Below are 15,838 nucleotides of genomic sequence, written 5' to 3'. Positions count from 1 at the left end.
CAACGCGAGCAGGACGTGCACGCGGTGCGCGCGCTCCGGTACGGCGTCCAGGTCGACGGCGATACGGTGCTCGGCGGCGGCCTGCCGGGAGACCTCCAGGCCCGGCAGCGCGGGGGCGCCGGGGTGGGCGACCCACTCGGGGCCGGGGACGCGGCCCTGTTCGTCGCCGAGGGTGATCCCGGCGACGACCGGTGCCGCGGCCGAGACCCTGATCACCAGGCGGACCTGGGTGAGCGGATGGTTCTGCCCCCGCGTCAGCTCGGCCGTCATCGCCTGTCGTCCCCCTGTGTCGTGCTCGGTCGTGCTGCCGCGTCTGTGCTGCGTGCCGGTCAGAGAACCGGCTGGATGGCGGGCATCAGGTCCTGGAAGGTGCGGCCGTTGGCCGGGGTGCCGATGGCCGTCATCGACCAGCCCTGGCCCGCGCGGTGCACCTTCGCCATGATCTGGGCCGTGTAGTTGCCGCCGCCCGCGAGGGTGTAGCGCGCCAGCTCCTGGCCGTTGGTCTCGTCGACCAGGCGGCAGAACGCGTTCTGCACCTCCTGGAAGGTCTGGCCCGTGAAGGAGTTGACGGTGAAGACGATCTGGTCGATGTGGACCGGCACGCGCGAGAGGTCGACGAGGATCGCCTCGTCGTCCCCGCCCTGGCCGACGCCGCCGACCAGGTTGTCACCGGTGTGCCGCACGGAGCCGTCGTCGCTCACGAGGTGGCGGAAGAAGACGACGTCCACCGGCTGCTTGTCCGCGAAGAGGACGGCGGAGGCGTCGAGGTCGATCTCCCGGGTCCGGGAACCGAACAGGCCGCGCCGCGGGGCCGCCTGCCAGCCGAGACCCATCCGCACCGCGCTCAGGCTGCCTCCGTCGTTCTTCTGAAGACTGATGGCCTGACCCTTGGTCATGTTGACGGTCACGAGCTGATTCCCCTCTCGAACTTCCCCGGTTCCCGCGGGCTCCACGGGTGTTCCCGACCCTACGCAAGGGCACTGACAGTGCCGTACCCGGGAGCGCGTTTTGTGTCGGTCTTGCAACACAGCGCGGACGGCGCGGCGCTCCCGGACACGCGGGTCATGCCAGGCCCGCCTCCTTCATCTGGCGGAGTTCCTTCTTCATCTCGGAGACCTCGTCCCGGATCCGGGCGGCGACCTCGAACTGGAGGTCCGCCGCGGCGGCCCGCATCCGCTCGGTCATCGACTCGATCTGCTCGGCGAGGTCGGCGGCGGGCGTGTCCGTCGGGACGGTCGCCCCGGCCTTGCCCGCCTTGCCCTTGGCGGCCTTCGCGGGCCCGGCGCCCTTGAGGGACTTGTCGCCGAGCGAGGGCACCGGCGCCTTCGTGCCCCGGCCGTCCTTCTTCGCGCGGTAGCCGCTGCCGAGGAGCTGTTCGGTGTCGACCTCCTCGCGGGCGATCTGGGCGACGATGTCGTTGATCTTCTTGCGCAGCGGCTGGGGGTCGATGCCGTTCGCCGTGTTGTAGGCGACCTGCCGCTCGCGGCGCCGGTTGGTCTCGTCGATGGCGCGCTCCATCGCGGGCGTGATCTTGTCCGCGTACATGTGGACCTGGCCCGAGACGTTCCGGGCGGCGCGGCCGATCGTCTGGATCAGGGACGTCCCGGAGCGCAGGAAGCCCTCCTTGTCGGCGTCGAGGATCGCCACGAGGGAGACCTCCGGCAGGTCGAGGCCCTCACGCAGGAGGTTGATGCCGACCAGGACGTCGAACTCGCCGGAGCGCAGTTCGCGCAGCAGCTCGATACGGCGCAGCGTGTCGACGTCGCTGTGCAGATAGCGGACCTGGATGCCCAGTTCGAGGAAGTAGTCGGTGAGGTCTTCGGCCATTTTCTTGGTGAGCGTCGTGACCAGAACGCGTTCGTCCTTCTCGACCCGGCCGCGGATCTCGTGCACCAGGTCGTCGATCTGGCCCTCGGTGGGCTTGACGACGACCTCAGGGTCGATGAGGCCGGTGGGACGGATGATCTGCTCGACGACGCCGTCCACGCGGGAGAGCTCGTACTTGCCGGGGGTCGCGGACAGGTAGACCGTCTGCCCGATGCGCTCCTGGAACTCCTCCCATTTCAGGGGGCGGTTGTCGAGCGCGGAGGGGAGGCGGAAGCCGTGGTCGACGAGGGTGCGCTTGCGGGAGGCGTCGCCCTCGTACATCGCGCCGATCTGCGGGACGGTGCTGTGCGACTCGTCGATGACGAGGAGGAAGTCGTCCGGGAAATAGTCCAGGAGGGTGTTGGGCGGGGAGCCGGGCTCGCGGCCGTCGAAGTGCATCGAGTAGTTCTCGACGCCGGAGCAGGAGCCGATCTGGCGGAGCATCTCCAGGTCGTACGTCGTGCGCATGCGCAGGCGCTGGGCCTCCAGGAGCTTGCCCTGCTTCTCCAGTTCGGCGAGGCGCTCGCCGAGTTCCTTCTCGATGTCGTTGGCGGCGCGCTCCAGGCGCTCGGGGCCGGCGACGTAGTGGGTGGCGGGGAAGATGTGGAGCTGCTGGTCCTCGCTGATGATCTCGCCGGTGAGCGGGTGCAGCGTGGAGAGCGCCTCGATCTCGTCGCCGAACATCTCGATGCGGACCGCGAGTTCCTCGTAGACCGGGAAGATCTCGATGGTGTCGCCGCGCACCCGGAACGTGCCGCGCGTGAAGGCGAGGTCGTTGCGCGTGTACTGGATGTCGACGAAGCGGCGCAGCAGCTGGTCCCGGTCGATCTCCTCGCCGACCTTCAGGGGGACCATGCGGTCCACGTACTCCTGGGGGGTGCCGAGGCCGTAGATGCAGGAGACGGAGGCGACCACGACGACGTCCCGGCGGGTGAGCAGGGAGTTCGTGGCGGAGTGGCGCAGGCGCTCCACCTCCTCGTTGATCGAGGAGTCCTTCTCGATGTAGGTGTCCGACTGGGGGACGTACGCCTCGGGCTGGTAGTAGTCGTAGTACGAGACGAAGTACTCGACGGCGTTGTTCGGGAGGAGCTCCCGGAACTCGTTCGCCAACTGGGCGGCCAGCGTCTTGTTCGGGGCCATGACGAGCGTGGGGCGCTGGAGCCGCTCGATCATCCACGCGGTGGTGGCGGACTTGCCGGTGCCGGTCGCGCCGAGGAGGACGACGTCTTTCTCGCCGGCCTCGATGCGCTTGCTCAGCTCGGCGATGGCCGCCGGCTGGTCGCCGCTGGGCTGGTAGGGGCTGACGACCTCGAAGGGCGCCACCGTACGTTCGATGCTGGAAACGGGCCGCATGCCATCCACCGTACGACCCCCCACTGACAACGGGGTCCCATCAGGGGTTTTACGTGTCAGCGGCTCTGCGGGGCACGCACGTCCCGGCGGGCGGCGCCACTCCGGGCGCGGAAGCCGGGGCGGCGTCCGGTGTGGTGGGCGGCGGGGTGGGCCGGGACACCGGGTTTGTGCTCGACGGGGGGCACGGCGGGTCTGCCCATGACCATCAGGGGGTCGAAGACCACGACGACGGCGGCGAGGGCCAGGAAGGCGAGGGGGCCGATCAGCATCGGGGCGAGCAGGGAGGCGGGCGAGTCGCCCGAGGTGGTGTCGCCAGGGTGGAGGTGGACGCGGAGGGCGGCCATCCCGGTGTAGTGCATGCCGGTGACGGCGAGGCCCATGACGAGGCTCGCGCCCATGCTCCACAGGAACCCTCTGACCTGTCCCGCGGCCCACAGCGCGGCGGTCGCGGCCACCATGGCGATGGCGACGGACGCGGCGACGGTGACCGTGTTGTACTCCAGCCTGCCGTTGAGCTGCATCCCGGCCATGCCCATGTAGTGCATGGAGGCGATGCCCAGTCCGGTGATCGTCCCTCCGGTGAACAGGGCGGTTCCCGAGGCTCCCTTGTAGCCGACGATGAAGATCCCGATGCCCACCATGACGACCGCGACACCGAGGCTCGCGTACGTGAGGGGCTTGTCGTACCGGATGGGTGCGCCCTGGACGGTGAAGCCCATCATGGCGACGAAGTGCATCGTCCAGATGCCGGAGCCGATCGCCGCCGCGCCGAGGGCGAGCCAGCCCGGGCGCCAGGAGTGGGAGACGAGCAGGGCTCTGGTCGTACAGCGCAGACCGAGAGCACCACCGAGACAGGCCATGAAGTAGGCCACCAGCGGGGTGACGAGTCCGTAGCTGAATCCGTCGACCGTGCCTTGCATGCGGGGTTGCCCTTCCGCCCTGTTGATTGATTTTTCCCTGGAATGCGCCCCTTCCCGAGACCGCCGAGCGGTCGGGGTCGACGCAGAGAGTATGACCCTCACCGGAATGGTCGAACGATTTTCCGGCAAAGAAACACGCCCTTGCCCCACTTGTGCGCCCGTGGTGAGCGCGTGTGGCTGTCTTCATTCATTCTGTGGCCATCCGAGACCTCCTTCGGCGCCGCCCCCTTGATGTCACAGTGAATCCTTACGTGATCACAGAAAGCGAGGAGGCGTCATGCACGCGCGCGTAGCCGCCGTTACGACCACTGTCCTTCTCGGCGCCGCCGCGACGCTCTTCACGCCGGCCCCTGACGCGCGGGCGGCAGCCCGTCCCGCGCCGGTCGTCGTGGCCCACCGGGGAGCGTCCGCACAGGCTCCGGAGAACACGCTCGCCGCCGTCGACAAAGCGGCCGAAATGGAGGTCGCCTGGGTCGAGAACGACGTCCAGCGGACAAAGGACGGCGAACTCGTGGTGATCCACGACGACACGCTGCGCCGCACCACCAATGCGGCCAAGATCTTTCCACACCGCTCTCCCTGGAAAGTGAAAGACTTCACGGCCGCGGAGATCGCGCAGCTCGACGCGGGCAGCTGGTTCGGACCTGCGTTCGCGGGTCAGCGGGTGCCGACGCTGAAGCAGTTCGTGAACCGTCTCGACAGGCACCGGCAGAAACTCCTCCTGGAGATCAAGAATCCGCAGCTCTATCCCGGTATCGAGCAGCAGATCGTCAAGGTGCTCGCCAACGAGGGCTGGCTCGACTGGCTGCATGTCTCCCACCGGCTGGTCGTGCAGAGTTTCAGCGCCGACAGCATCCGTACGGTCCACAACCTCAGGCCGGTCGTCCGCACCGGCTTCCTCGGCACCCCGGCCGTCGCCGATCTGCCGTCCTACGCGCGCTTCGCCGATCTGATCAACCCGTCGCACACCACGGTGACGCGCGACTACGTCTCCGCCGTGCACGCGCAGTGGGGGCCGCACGGTCGTCCGCTGGGCGTGTACGTGTGGACGGTCGACGACGCCGTGAGCGCGCGCCGGGCGGCCGGGTACGGCGTCGACGGCATCATCACCAACAAGCCGGACGTGGTGCGGGGGGCGTTCCCCGGGGCGTGAGCCGAGGGCGTTGTCAGTGGGGGGCCGTACGGTGGGGGCATGAGCACGGACGGGGAGTACGGGGCGCGGGTCGTGTGGGCCGTCGTCGAGAGCGGGATCGGGCCGCTGCTGCTGGCGGCGACCGGCGAAGGGCTGGTCAACGTCGTGTTCCATGCGGGGGACGCGGTGCGGGGGCGGGCGCTGGAGCGGCTCGCGGACCGGCTGGGGGCCGAGCCGGTCCGGGCCCCCGACGCGCCGGTGCTGGCCGAGGCGGTCCGCCAGGTCGAGGAGTACTTCGCGGGCGGGCGCCGGGAGTTCACGCTGCCGCTGGACTGGTCGCTGATCTCCGGCTTCAACCGGCGGGTGCTGCGCGAACTGGCGGCCGGCGTGCCCTACGGCTCGGTCGTCGGGTACGGCGACCTGGCCCGGCGCGTGGGGCAGCCGGACGCCGCACAGGCCGTCGGCGTGGCGATGGGGTCCAATCCGCTGCCGGTCGTGGTGCCGTGCCACCGGGTCGTGGAGAGCGACGGGGGGATCGGCGGGTTCGGGGGCGGCCTGGAGACGAAGCGGCGGCTGCTGGCGCTGGAGGGGGTGTTGCCGGAGCCGTTGTTCTGAGGGTCGCTCAGGCGTGCGCGGAGGGTCGGTTGCTCGTGCGGGTGGGTGTGGCAGCCGACCGTGAGGGGCCGGTGGCTGCTGAGTCGTCCGTCATACGTCCGGGGCCGGTGGTGTCTCCCACAGGCCGTGCGGGTTTGACCGGACGGGGTGGTCGCCAGAGATGAAGGGGAGAGCGACCGACGGGAGGCGGGCCCATGGTGCTGGTGGTGTCGGAAGAGGTACGGGAGGCGCTCGCGGCGGGCAGGCCCGTCGTGGCCCTGGAGTCGACGATCATCGCGCACGGGCTGCCCCGGCCGCGCAACCTCCAGGTGGCGCGGGAGCTGGAGGCCGTCGTCCGTGAGGAGGGTGCCGTACCGGCGACCGTCGCCGTGCTGGACGGGCGGCCCCATGTCGGCCTGGACAAGGACCAGGTGGAGCGGATCGCGAGCGAGGACGGCATCCGCAAGCTGGGCCATCGCGACCTGCCGCTCGCGGTGGCCGCCGGGGCGAGCGGGGCGACGACGGTCTCGGCGACCGCGCAGCTCGCGGCGCTGGCCGGGGTGCGGGTGTTCGCGACCGGCGGGCTCGGCGGCGTGCACCGGGAGTGGACGCTCACGCAGGACGAGTCGGCCGACCTCGGGCTGCTGGCGCGGACGCGGATCACCGTGGTGTGCGCGGGCGTCAAGTCGATCCTGGACGTCCCCGCGACCCTCCAGCGCCTGGAGACCCTCGGTGTGGCCGTCGCCGGGTACGGCACCGACCGCTTCCCCGGCTTCTACCTCTCCGACTCCGGTCATCCCGTGGAGTGGACGCTCCGTACGCCCGGTGAGGTCGCCGAGGTGATGCGGGCCCAGGACCGGCTCGACGCCCCGGAGTCCGCCCTGATCGTCGCCAACCCCGTCCCCTTGGACCAGCAGTTGGATCCCGGCCTCCACGCGCGCGTACTCGCCGACGCGCTGCGCGCCTGCGAGGCCGGGAACATCACCGGCCAGGCCGTCACCCCGTTCCTCCTCGACCACCTCGTCCGCCACACCGACGGCGCCTCCCTGGAGGCCAACCTCGCGGCCGTACGCGGCAACGTACGGCTCGCGGGGCGCATCGCGGCGGCTTGGGCGGGGGTTTGAGGGGGCGGGGCGCTGAGGGCGCGGTGACGGGCGCGGGCGGGGGTTTCGGGGACAGGGGCTCGGCGGACGGCCGTGAGGCCCTCGGAGACGGCGTCGCCGAGGCGCGTGCCGGCGCTCCAGAAGCCGGCGCGGCGCGTCGCCGGGGTGGGCTGCTGGTCGTCGGGGACGTCGTCACCGATGTGGTCGCGCGGTATCGGGGGCCGTTGGCCGTGGGCACCGACACGACGGCTGTGGTGCGGCGGCTGCCGGGTGGGGCGGGGGCCAATGTGGCGTGCTGGGCGGCTCATTGGGGTGCCCAGGACGTGCGGCTGCTGGGGCGGGTGGGTGAACACGAGGCGGCCTGGCACGAGAGGGAGCTGACCGGCTGTGGGGTACGGCCTCGGCTGGTCGTCGATACGGAGGCCGCGACCGGGACGGTGATCTGTCTCGTCGACTCGGATGCGGCGGCCGAGCGGACGTTCGTCACGGACAGCGGGGCGGCGCTGCGGCTAGGGCCCGGGGACTGGTCGGAGGAGCTGCTCGACGGCGTCGTCCGGATGCATCTTTCGGGTTATCTGCTGTTCTCCGGCACCGGGCGGAGGCTGGTGCGCGTCGCCGTCGCGTCCGCACGCGCGCGTGGAGTGGCGGTGAGTCTCGATCCCGCGTCGGCCGGGTTCCTCGCGGAGCTGGGTGCCGAGCGGTTCCTGGAACTCGTGGACGGGATCGACGTCCTGCTCCCCAGCCGGGACGAGGCGTGCCTGCTCACGGGCCTGACGGAGACGGCGGGCGCGGCAGCCGAACTCAGCCGTCGCATCCCCCTGGTCGTCGCCAAGGACGGCCCGCACGGCGCCCTGATCGCCGGCGAGGGCACCGTGGCCGCCCGGGTCCCCGCCGTCCCCGCACACCCCCAGGACACCACCGGCGCGGGCGACGCCTTCACCGGCGCGTTCCTGGCGACACTCCTGACCGGCGCCACTCCCGAGGCCGCCGCCGCGGAGGGGTGCCGGGCGGGAGCACGGGCGGTGGAGCAGGTGGGGGCACGTCCTTCGGGGGCGGGGGTGCCGGGGAGGTTGTAGGGCGGCGAGTGAGGCAGAGGGAGGTGTCGGGGGCACTCGCGCGGGACGGACGGGCACGGAGGGCTCCTGCGCACGCGCGCGAGGCGGTGACGCCGGCCAGGGCGTTGAAGAGCTGGGACTTGCCGTCGCGCACGCGCGCGTAGGGCGGTGACCGCCGGATCCCGCGAAGCCGACCCGTACACGCCGTCGTACACGCGCGCGTGGAGCGGTGAGCTGAGCCGTGTGGTGCGTGCCCGATGCGGCAGCCTCCGCGCGCGGGACGGACACTGTCGGGACGACCGTCGCCTCGCACGGTGCCGACGAGTTCCGGATCGCCGCTGCCCGGACGGCCGCGCAGTACGCCGTTCCCGGCGCGTCTCCCGGAAGTCCCCGTACCGCATGCGCATACGGCGGCTTCGGAATCGTGCGCGGCTCTTTCCGACGGCACCGCTCCCCCGCCGCTACCCCTTCCTCCCCCACGCCGAGATCATCGGTGCCGTGGCGAGGTCCATCGTTCCGGAGGCCACGTTCGTGAGGTGGCGGTCGATGTCGGTGTCAGTGGCGAGGCCGGCGGCGATCAGGTCGGCGCGGAGGTGGCGGACGGTCGCGGATTCGAGGGCGGCGCAGGCGGGGGAGGTGACGGGGAAGTAGGCGTCGGCCTCGACGCGGTGGAGACCGGCGTCGCGCAGGAGGCGGGGCAGGCGGCGTCCGTAGGACAGGTCGGCGCCGCGTTCGGCGAGGAGGGTGCGGAAGCCCTGGCGGAGCCGGTTGGCCAACTGCTGGGCGGGACCGTGCTCGTCGGGGCAGATCAGGGGCTGGAGGGCGGGGTCGGCGTCCTCGATCAGGAGGCGTCCGCCGGGCCGCAGCGCCTTGATCATCGAGCGCAACGCCCGTTCCCGGTCCGGGACATGAACGAGGACGAGCCTGGCGTGGACGAGGTCGAACCCCTCGCCCGGCGGTTCCTCGGCGCCGACGTCGTGGACGCGGACCTCGATGGGCGGGCGCGCGGCGGCGGCGAGGTGGGTGGTGTCGATGTCGGAGGCGAGGACCCTGCCGGTCGGGCCGACCTTCTTGGCGATCCAGGAGGCGACGGAGGTGCCGCCCGCGCCGACCTCCCAGCAGCGCCAGCCGGGTCCGATGCCGAACGCTTCGAGGTGGCGGAAGGTCGTGGGGTCGAAGAGCGCGGCGAAGGCGTCGAAGCGCTCTCCCGCCTCCGCCCGCCGGTTGTCGAGGAGATACCCGTCGGTTCGCGTCATGATCGGATCATCCCATTTGCACAGGTTCGCGGATGCGGGCGACGCGGCCGGAAATCCGCTCCCCGCATGGCTTCCCGCACGCGGGGAACAGAGTTGTCCACAGGCGGGAACGGCACGGAATCAGAGTTTTCCACAGGCTTACCCTGCCCTTGCGCCGAGCTGGCACACTGGCTGGCCAGGCACGGGAGAGCGGTGCACGGGGAGTCGGCGAGGAGATCCACATGACCATGGCGGGGAATCTGCGGAAGGTCGCCGGCCTGGGCCGGGTGGGCGGCCTGCGCAGGGTGGCGCGGCTGGCTCGGCGGCACACCCGGGTCGATCTGAGCCATCACGCGCGTTCGCCGCTGGGCTCCTCCGTGGTGAACTGCGTGACCTACCGGGAGGGCGTCCGCGCCCCGTCCGGCGCGGACCTGGTGGAGACGGTCGAGCGGGTCCGCAAGAAGGGCGACGGCTTCGTCTGGCTGGGGCTGCACGAACCGACGACCGAGGAGTTCGAGGGCATCGCCGAGCTCTTCGACCTGCACCCCCTGGCCGTCGAGGACGCGGTGGAGGCCCACCAGCGCCCGAAGGTGGAGCGCTACGGCGAGACGCTGTTCGCGGTCTTCAAGACAGTCTGCTACGTGGAGCACGAACAGCTGACGGCGACCAGCGAGGTGGTCGACACCGGCGAGATCATGGTGTTCGTCGGCGAGGACTTCGTGGTGACGGTCCGGCACGGCCGGCACGGCTCGCTGGGCCCGCTCCGTGAGGAGCTGGAGTCCGACCCCGCCCAGCTCGCCAAGGGCCCTTCGGCGGTGCTGCACGCGATCGCGGACCACGTGGTGGACGACTACCTGCGGGTCACGGACGCGATGCAGGAGGACATCGACCAGGTGGAGACGGACGTCTTCGCGGAGGACGGCGCGCGGGCCGACCCCGGCCGGATCTACCAGCTCAAGCGCGAACTCCTCGAACTGAAGCGGGCGGTGGTCCCGCTGGGCCGTCCGCTGCTGGACCTAGCGGACCGTCCGGTGCGGGTGGTCGACCCGGAGATACAGGCGTACTTCCGGGACGTCTCGGACCATCTGCTGCGCGCCACCGAGCAGATCGCCGCCTTCGACGAACTGCTGAACTCGATTCTCCAGGCGCATCTGGCACAGGTGACGGTCGCACAGAACGAGGACATGCGGAAGATCACGGCGTGGGCGGCGGTGATCGCGGTGCCGACGATGGTCTGCGGGATCTACGGCATGAACTTCGACCACATGCCGGAGCTGCGCTGGACGTACGGCTACCCGCTGGTGCTCGGGGTGATAGCGGTGGCGTGTCTGGCCCTGTACCGGGGTTTCCGGCGCAACGGCTGGCTCTGACGGGGGCCGACCGGTGCGCCGGAGCGAGGGGGTACCGCCGAGGGGCTCAGCCCCGGGAGTAGACGCTCTCGGCCCAGGAGGCGATCTGGCTCTCGTTGAGGTGCTGGGCGAGGTCGGCCTCGCTGATCATGCCGACGAGGCGCTTGTTCTCGATCACGGGGAGCCGGCGGATGCGGTGTCCCTGCATCTCGTGGAGCACTTCGTCGACGCCGGCTCCGACGTCGATCCAACGCGGGGTCCCCTGGGCCATCTGACCGGCGGTCACCTCGGCCGGGTCGTGCCCCATGGCGACGCAGCCGACGACGATGTCGCGGTCCGTGAGGATGCCGCAGAGCCTGTCGTCCGCATCGCTGATGGGCAGGGCTCCGACGTCGAGGTCGCGCATCAGCTGGGCGGCTCGGTCGAGGGTCTCGTGCGCGGGGATCCACTGAGCGCCCCGGTGCATGATGTCTCCGGCGGTGGTCATGGGCTGCCTCCCTGGCCGGACGGCCGGCACGGCGCGGACGCGCCGCTGTCCCGGCGCCCTACATTCTTGCCGGGCCCCCGGCATGGCGCACGTCCACGAGGTCACACCCACAGGCCTCGACCCGCAGCTCCCGGCGCACCGGCACCGCGTCCGGCCCTCTGGGGGCCGAGGGCCGCGACGGACGCGGAGTTCTTGCCCCCCGCCCCTCTCAGCCGTTCCACGCGGGGTGGCGTGGATCGTCGGCCCGCACCAGGACGTCAGCGGTCGTCGCGGGGTCGGTCTCCTTCTCGTACCGCTCGTAGGCCGGGAGCGTCCAGTGCTCGCTCTCGGGGGTGCGGCGGCGCAGTGAGCCCGGGGAGAGGCGGAGGTGGACGCTGAGGTCGAAGGGGAACCAGTGCCGCAGCAGGAGCGGCCCGTGGAGCAACAGCAGCCCGCCGGGCGGGAGTTCGACGTAGGGGCTGCGGGTCGCGCGGTCGGTCGCCGGGTCCCACAGGTCGGGCAGGACGCGTCCGGTGCCCCCGGCTTCGAGGGGTCCGAAGACCTCCCGCCACAGGGCGCGGGTGTCGAACCAGCCGTCGTAGTAGGCGTCCAGGTCCCGGCGGCCGTACTCGAACCGGAGCGAGGCGGGCCGCAGGAAGCCGTGGGTGTCGACGACCCGCGAGGGCCGGCCGCGCGCCTTCAGCCCCTCCGCGACGAGCCCCGCGAGGTCTCCCGGGCGGGCCGCCGGGGCGCCGTCGAAGGCGATACGCGGCCACGGGCTGCCGTCCGCCGGTTCCAGATCGGACAGCCGCTCCACCAGCCGGTCGGCGAGTCGGTCCCAAGTGATCGCTTCTAGTCGCACAGAGGTCATGATGCGTCAGAGACGGAGGTCGCGCGGGCGGCGAGGACTGCGGGGAGGTTGGCCTCGCTCCATGCCTGGGCCGCGTCGAGGAGGGGCAGCAGGGTGCGACCGAGGGGGGTGAGGGCGTACTCGACGCGCGGCGGGTTCTCGTCGTAAGCGGTACGGGAGAGGAAACCGTCCCGCTCCATCGCCCGCAGCGTCTCGCTCAGGACCTTCGGGGTGACCCCCCGCAACGGCACCCGCAGTTCGGTGAACCGGCGCGGACCGGCCTCCAGACAACGGACAACCATTCCCGACCACTTGTCACCGACCTTGAACGGAACGTCGGCAGAAGGGCAGGCCGGATGGAACATGTCCGGGCGGAGTGCGTCGGTCATCCGTCGAGGTTAGCGCCGATACCGTTGCGGTAACCGGCACTTCGGGGTCCATGCTCCGGTCCGGGCGGCGAAGTGCGCCGCCCGGTGAGGAGGTTCGGGCATGGACGGGATCGTCGTCTTCGGGGCCGGCGGACGGGCCGGTCGGGCGGTGTGCGCGGAGGCGCGTCGGCGCGGGCTCGCGGTGGCCGGGGTCGTCCGGGACCCGGCGCGGTACCCGGAACTCGGGGCGGACGGGATGACGGTCGTCCGTGGGGACGTCACCGATCCGCGGGCGGTGCTGGCCGGGACGGCCGGGCGGTGGGCGGTCGTCCAGGCCGCGGCGGGGTTCGAGCCGGGCTTCTTCGTCCGGGCCGTGGACGCGCTGCTCACGGCGGAGGGGGTGGCGCGGCTGGTCGTCCTGGGGCTGTTCGCGGATCTGGTGGGGCCGGACGGCCGGCCCATGATGGAGGGCGCGGCGGTCCCGCCGGAGCATCTGGCGTACGCGCGGGAGCATGCGGCGGGGCTGGCGCGGCTGCGGGAGGTCGGGGGCGGGGTGGACTGGGCGGTGCTGACGCCGGGCGGGGAGCTGACGGAGGGGCCGGTCGGGGGGCGGTACGTCGTCGGCGGTGATCAAGTGCCGGAAGGGGCGCCCGGGTTGTCGTACGCGGACCTCGCGGTGGCGGTGGTGGACGAGGTGGAGGTGCCGACGCTGAGGAGAACCAGGGGGGCGGTGTGGACAGCGGCGCGTCACTGATCCTGTCCGGGGCATCACTTGTGGTGAGGGGGTGGGTGAGGGCAGGATCTCGGCGGTGACGGGGGGAGTTGACCTTCATGGTGGAGGGGCCGTACGTGGCACTGGCGGTGGCCGGAGTGCTGGCGACCGGAGTGATGGCCGGGGTGTTCGCGGCGTTCTCCGTGCTGGTGATGCGCGGGCTCGGGGCGCTGCCCGCGCGCGAGGGGGTGGCCGCGATGAACGCGATCAACAAGGCGGCTCTGACCTCGGTGTTCATGGTGCTGTTCCTGGGAGCGGCGGCCGTGTGCGGGGTGGTCGCGGTGGTGACGTTCGTGCTGTGGCCGGCCGAGGGGCGGGTGGAACTGCTGCTGGGCAGCGGGCTGTATCTGGTGGGGGCGTTCGGGGTGACGGCGGCGGCGAACGTGCCGCGCAACGAGAAGCTGCGCGGGCTCGACGCGGAGTCGGCGGAGGCGCTCGCCTACTGGCCTGCGTATCTGCGGGAGTGGACGCTGTGGAACCACGTCAGGACGGCGGCGTCGGGGGCGGCGGCCGTGGCGTACGTCTTGGCGTTGGCCTGAATCTGCCGCTCCGCCTGGGTCGGTCCCGGGCGACGGGGCAGCCGGCGGCCCCTGCCGTGCCCGGAGGCGGAATCCGCCGCTCCGATCAGGTCCGTCCTGAGTCTGCCACCCACCCCGCGATGCCCCGAGCGCGCACCGCACTCCGCTTGGCAGAGCGGTTGCCGGGGCGAGGCGCAGCCTGAAGTGGCACGGCCTCCCGGGTCCTGACCCCTGGCCAACGCCTGTCGGCCTGCCCGCTCGGAACCGTGAACTCCGCCCCCTTCCCTCAGGCCCCCGCCCTCTTCCCCGGCTCACCGCCCCGAACCCCGGCGCCACCGCCCGCGTCCCGGCGAAACGCCCTCAGCCGTCCCCCCTGAACCATCCGAACCCCACAGCCGCCCGCCGCACCTCCCCCGCCCCCTCCCACCCCCTCAGCGCTCATCCGTCCCCGCCACCTTCCCCGTCGCCAATGCCACCCGGTTCCACGTGTTGATCGCACAGATCATCCCGATCAACTGGGCAAGCTCCTGCTCACCGAAATGAGCGGCGGCCTCGGCGTAGACCTCGTCGGAGACGCCTCCCCGGGGCAGCAGAGTGACCGCCTCCGTGAGGGCGAGAGCGGCCCGCTCCTTCGGCGTGTAGAAGTGGCGGGCCTCCCGCCAGACGGGGACGAGGTGGAGGCGGTCCTCGGTCTCACCGGCCTTGCGGGCGTCGTTGGTGTGCATGTGGAGGCAGTAGGCGCAGCCGTTGAGGTGGGAGGCGCGGATCTGGACCAGTTCGACGAGGGCCGGGTCGAGTCCCTCGCGGGCCGCCGCGTCCAGCGCGATGACGGCCCGGAAGGTCTTGCGGGCGGCCGAGCCGAAGTTCAGGCGGGTACGGGCGGCCTCGGCGGCGGCGATGCCGGCCTCGGTGTCGACGGGGGCGGCCTGCGTCTCGTTCGTGTGCGTCGTCATGTCTTCGAATCTAGGCCGCGATTAGCCCCTCTGTAGGGTGCATTCCCATGGCGAAATCATGGGTCAATTCCGCCGAGCGCATCGGCTCCGACCTGCACCTCGACCTGTCCGGTCCGGGTGGCCGCCGGGCCGCGCTCATCGGTGCGCTGCGGGAGGCCGTCCGGGGCGGGCGCCTCGCGCCGGGGACCCGGCTGCCGCCGTACCGTTCGCTGGCGGCCGACCTCGGGGTGGCCCGCAACACGGTGGCGGACGCGTACGCGGAGCTCGTCGCCGAAGGGTGGCTGACGGCCCGGCAGGGCTCGGGCACGCGGGTGGCGGACCGTACGGAGCCCCTGCGACACGCCGGGGAACCGGCAGTTACCGCACCTCCACGCGCGCGTGGCCCGCTGCACGATCTCCGGCAGGGCACTCCGGACGCGTCGTCGTTCCCGCGCGCGGCCTGGCTGGCGTCCTACCGGAGGGCCCTTCAGAACGCGCCGAGCGAGGCGTTCGGGCCGGGGGATCCGGCCGGGCGGCGGGAGCTGCGGGAGGCGCTCGCCGAGTATCTGGCCCGCGCGCGGGGCGTGCGGACCGAGCCGGACCGGATCGTGATCTGCTCCGGTTTCGCGCACGCCCTGCGCCTGCTGTTCGGCCAGGGCGGGGGCGGGGTGCTGCGCGGCCCGGTGGCCGTCGAGTCGTACGGACTCGGCTTCCACCAGGGCCTGCTGACGGCGGCGGGCGTACGGACGGTCCCGCTGCCGCTGGACGAGCACGGCGCGCGGGTCGACGGGCTGGGCCGGGAGCGGGCCGTCCTGCTCACCCCGGCCCACCAGTTCCCGACCGGTGGCCCCCTGCGCCCGGAGCGGCGGGCCGCGGTGGTCGACTGGGCACGCGCGCGTGGGGCGCTCGTTCTGGAGGACGACTACGACGGCGAGTTCCGGTACGACCGCCGGCCCGTCGGCGCCGTCCAGGGTCTCGACCCGGAGCGGGTCGTCTACGTCGGCTCGGTCAGCAAGAGTCTGTCCCCGGCGGTGCGGCTGGGCTGGATGGTCCTTCCGGGCCGTCTCGTCGACGCGGTCCGGGAGGCCAAGGGTGAGCGGGAGGCGTGGGCGAGCGTCCCCGAGCAGTTGGCGCTCGCCGACCTGATCGCCTGCGGGGCGTACGACCGTCATGTGCGCCGGATGCGTCAGCGGTACCGCGTCCGCCGGGACCGGCTCGTCGCGGTGCTGGCCGAGCGGGCGCCGCACGTCCGGGTGAGCGGGGTCGCTGCGGGACTGCACGCGGTGCTGCGGCTGCCGGCCGGCACCGAGGCGGCGACCGTCGAG

The 15,838-nt window shown here is 72.0% G+C and carries 16 protein-coding genes and 1 pseudogene; 8 read left to right on the top strand and 9 right to left on the bottom strand.

Features of this window, described 5'->3' with window-relative positions; all coding sequences use genetic code 11:
* From ACVNF4_RS20975 to ACVNF4_RS20960, 4 genes and pseudogenes are all read right to left on the bottom strand, one after another.
* Window positions 1–270 (bottom strand): annotated as a pseudogene (locus ACVNF4_RS20975) (TerD family protein); the annotation flags it as partial.
* Window positions 271–329: 59 nt separating this feature from the next.
* Complete coding sequence (locus tag ACVNF4_RS20970) at window positions 330–908, bottom strand: TerD family protein (protein WP_461804389.1); 579 nt, start codon at window positions 906–908, stop codon at window positions 330–332.
* A 154-nt stretch (window positions 909–1,062) separates the two neighbouring features.
* Window positions 1,063–3,219 carry an excinuclease ABC subunit UvrB gene (uvrB, locus tag ACVNF4_RS20965; RefSeq protein WP_461804388.1) on the bottom strand — a complete coding sequence of 719 codons (2,157 nt, stop codon included), beginning with the start codon at window positions 3,217–3,219 and terminating at the stop codon, window positions 1,063–1,065.
* 56 nt (window positions 3,220–3,275) lie between these two features.
* Window positions 3,276–4,139 (bottom strand): MHYT domain-containing protein, encoded by an 864-nt coding sequence (locus ACVNF4_RS20960; protein WP_461804387.1) that lies wholly within the window; start codon window positions 4,137–4,139, stop codon window positions 3,276–3,278.
* Between the two features lie 277 nt (window positions 4,140–4,416).
* Here ACVNF4_RS20960 and ACVNF4_RS20955 point away from each other — a divergent pair, with 277 nt between their 5' ends.
* The 4 genes from ACVNF4_RS20955 (at window position 4,417) to ACVNF4_RS20940 (ending at window position 8,044) form a co-directional block, all read left to right on the top strand.
* Complete coding sequence (locus tag ACVNF4_RS20955) at window positions 4,417–5,292, top strand: glycerophosphodiester phosphodiesterase (protein WP_461804386.1); 876 nt, start codon at window positions 4,417–4,419, stop codon at window positions 5,290–5,292.
* Window positions 5,293–5,331: 39 nt separating this feature from the next.
* The gene (locus ACVNF4_RS20950) at window positions 5,332–5,886 is read left to right on the top strand and encodes a methylated-DNA--[protein]-cysteine S-methyltransferase (protein ID WP_461804385.1); all 555 of its coding nucleotides are present in this window, start codon (window positions 5,332–5,334) and stop codon (window positions 5,884–5,886) included.
* A gap of 194 nt (window positions 5,887–6,080) precedes the next feature.
* Window positions 6,081–6,989, top strand: coding sequence for a pseudouridine-5'-phosphate glycosidase (locus tag ACVNF4_RS20945; protein ID WP_461804384.1), 909 nt, complete (start codon window positions 6,081–6,083; stop codon window positions 6,987–6,989).
* Window positions 6,990–7,138: 149 nt separating this feature from the next.
* Window positions 7,139–8,044: a carbohydrate kinase family protein gene (locus tag ACVNF4_RS20940; protein WP_461804390.1), complete on the top strand. Its 906-nt coding sequence runs from the start codon at window positions 7,139–7,141 to the stop codon at window positions 8,042–8,044.
* Window positions 8,045–8,484: 440 nt separating this feature from the next.
* On the opposite strand, the gene ACVNF4_RS20935 is transcribed toward ACVNF4_RS20940, so the two are convergent.
* Entirely contained in the window at window positions 8,485–9,279 is a 795-nt protein-coding gene (locus tag ACVNF4_RS20935; RefSeq protein WP_461804383.1) for a methyltransferase domain-containing protein, read from the bottom strand.
* Window positions 9,280–9,500: 221 nt separating this feature from the next.
* On the opposite strand from ACVNF4_RS20935, the gene ACVNF4_RS20930 reads away from it, so the two are divergent.
* Complete coding sequence (locus ACVNF4_RS20930) at window positions 9,501–10,628, top strand: magnesium and cobalt transport protein CorA (protein WP_461804382.1); 1,128 nt, start codon at window positions 9,501–9,503, stop codon at window positions 10,626–10,628.
* A 46-nt stretch (window positions 10,629–10,674) separates the two neighbouring features.
* On the opposite strand, the gene ACVNF4_RS20925 is transcribed toward ACVNF4_RS20930, so the two are convergent.
* From ACVNF4_RS20925 to ACVNF4_RS20915, 3 genes are all read right to left on the bottom strand, one after another.
* Window positions 10,675–11,094 carry a CBS domain-containing protein gene (locus ACVNF4_RS20925; protein WP_461804381.1) on the bottom strand — a complete coding sequence of 140 codons (420 nt, stop codon included), beginning with the start codon at window positions 11,092–11,094 and terminating at the stop codon, window positions 10,675–10,677.
* A 208-nt stretch (window positions 11,095–11,302) separates the two neighbouring features.
* On the bottom strand, window positions 11,303–11,944 hold the full coding sequence (locus ACVNF4_RS20920; RefSeq protein ID WP_461804380.1) for a nucleoside/nucleotide kinase family protein: 642 nt from the start codon (window positions 11,942–11,944) through the stop codon (window positions 11,303–11,305).
* A complete protein-coding gene (locus tag ACVNF4_RS20915; RefSeq protein WP_461804379.1) occupies window positions 11,941–12,312 on the bottom strand; it encodes a winged helix-turn-helix transcriptional regulator in 372 nt (123 codons plus the stop codon). Before ACVNF4_RS20915 ends, ACVNF4_RS20920 begins: the two co-directional genes overlap by 4 nt.
* Before the next feature lie 100 nt (window positions 12,313–12,412).
* On the opposite strand from ACVNF4_RS20915, the gene ACVNF4_RS20910 reads away from it, so the two are divergent.
* Both ACVNF4_RS20910 and ACVNF4_RS20905 read left to right on the top strand, forming a co-directional pair.
* On the top strand, window positions 12,413–13,045 hold the full coding sequence (locus ACVNF4_RS20910) for an NAD(P)-dependent oxidoreductase (protein WP_461804378.1): 633 nt from the start codon (window positions 12,413–12,415) through the stop codon (window positions 13,043–13,045).
* A 77-nt stretch (window positions 13,046–13,122) separates the two neighbouring features.
* The gene (locus ACVNF4_RS20905) at window positions 13,123–13,602 is read left to right on the top strand and encodes an anthrone oxygenase family protein (protein ID WP_461804377.1); all 480 of its coding nucleotides are present in this window, start codon (window positions 13,123–13,125) and stop codon (window positions 13,600–13,602) included.
* Window positions 13,603–14,012: 410 nt separating this feature from the next.
* On the opposite strand, the gene ACVNF4_RS20900 is transcribed toward ACVNF4_RS20905, so the two are convergent.
* Window positions 14,013–14,534 (bottom strand): carboxymuconolactone decarboxylase family protein, encoded by a 522-nt coding sequence (locus ACVNF4_RS20900; protein ID WP_461804376.1) that lies wholly within the window; start codon window positions 14,532–14,534, stop codon window positions 14,013–14,015.
* A gap of 47 nt (window positions 14,535–14,581) precedes the next feature.
* Between ACVNF4_RS20900 and pdxR the strand changes: the two genes are divergently transcribed.
* The coding region (gene pdxR / locus ACVNF4_RS20895; protein ID WP_461804375.1) for a MocR-like pyridoxine biosynthesis transcription factor PdxR at window positions 14,582–15,838 on the top strand (1,257 nt) is incomplete at its 3' end.

The organism is Streptomyces sp. S6 (assembly GCF_054880855.1).
Note: the sequence above shows the minus strand (reverse complement) of the source record. Positions and strands in the feature narration are given on the sequence as shown.

Excerpts from the sequence above, each read along its gene's own strand:
- uvrB (WP_461804388.1), bottom strand. The coding sequence starts at position 3,219 with ATGCGGCCCGTTTCCAGCATCGAACGTACGGTGGCGCCCTTCGAGGTC.
- ACVNF4_RS20960 (WP_461804387.1), bottom strand. The coding sequence starts at position 4,139 with ATGCAAGGCACGGTCGACGGATTCAGCTACGGACTCGTCACCCCGCTG.
- ACVNF4_RS20955 (WP_461804386.1), top strand. The coding sequence starts at position 4,417 with ATGCACGCGCGCGTAGCCGCCGTTACGACCACTGTCCTTCTCGGCGCC.
- ACVNF4_RS20950 (WP_461804385.1), top strand. The coding sequence starts at position 5,332 with ATGAGCACGGACGGGGAGTACGGGGCGCGGGTCGTGTGGGCCGTCGTC.
- ACVNF4_RS20945 (WP_461804384.1), top strand. The coding sequence starts at position 6,081 with ATGGTGCTGGTGGTGTCGGAAGAGGTACGGGAGGCGCTCGCGGCGGGC.
- ACVNF4_RS20935 (WP_461804383.1), bottom strand. The coding sequence starts at position 9,279 with ATGACGCGAACCGACGGGTATCTCCTCGACAACCGGCGGGCGGAGGCG.
- ACVNF4_RS20930 (WP_461804382.1), top strand. The coding sequence starts at position 9,501 with ATGACCATGGCGGGGAATCTGCGGAAGGTCGCCGGCCTGGGCCGGGTG.
- ACVNF4_RS20925 (WP_461804381.1), bottom strand. The coding sequence starts at position 11,094 with ATGACCACCGCCGGAGACATCATGCACCGGGGCGCTCAGTGGATCCCC.
- ACVNF4_RS20920 (WP_461804380.1), bottom strand. The coding sequence starts at position 11,944 with ATGACCTCTGTGCGACTAGAAGCGATCACTTGGGACCGACTCGCCGAC.
- ACVNF4_RS20915 (WP_461804379.1), bottom strand. The coding sequence starts at position 12,312 with ATGACCGACGCACTCCGCCCGGACATGTTCCATCCGGCCTGCCCTTCT.
- ACVNF4_RS20910 (WP_461804378.1), top strand. The coding sequence starts at position 12,413 with ATGGACGGGATCGTCGTCTTCGGGGCCGGCGGACGGGCCGGTCGGGCG.
- ACVNF4_RS20905 (WP_461804377.1), top strand. The coding sequence starts at position 13,123 with ATGGTGGAGGGGCCGTACGTGGCACTGGCGGTGGCCGGAGTGCTGGCG.
- ACVNF4_RS20900 (WP_461804376.1), bottom strand. The coding sequence starts at position 14,534 with ATGACGACGCACACGAACGAGACGCAGGCCGCCCCCGTCGACACCGAG.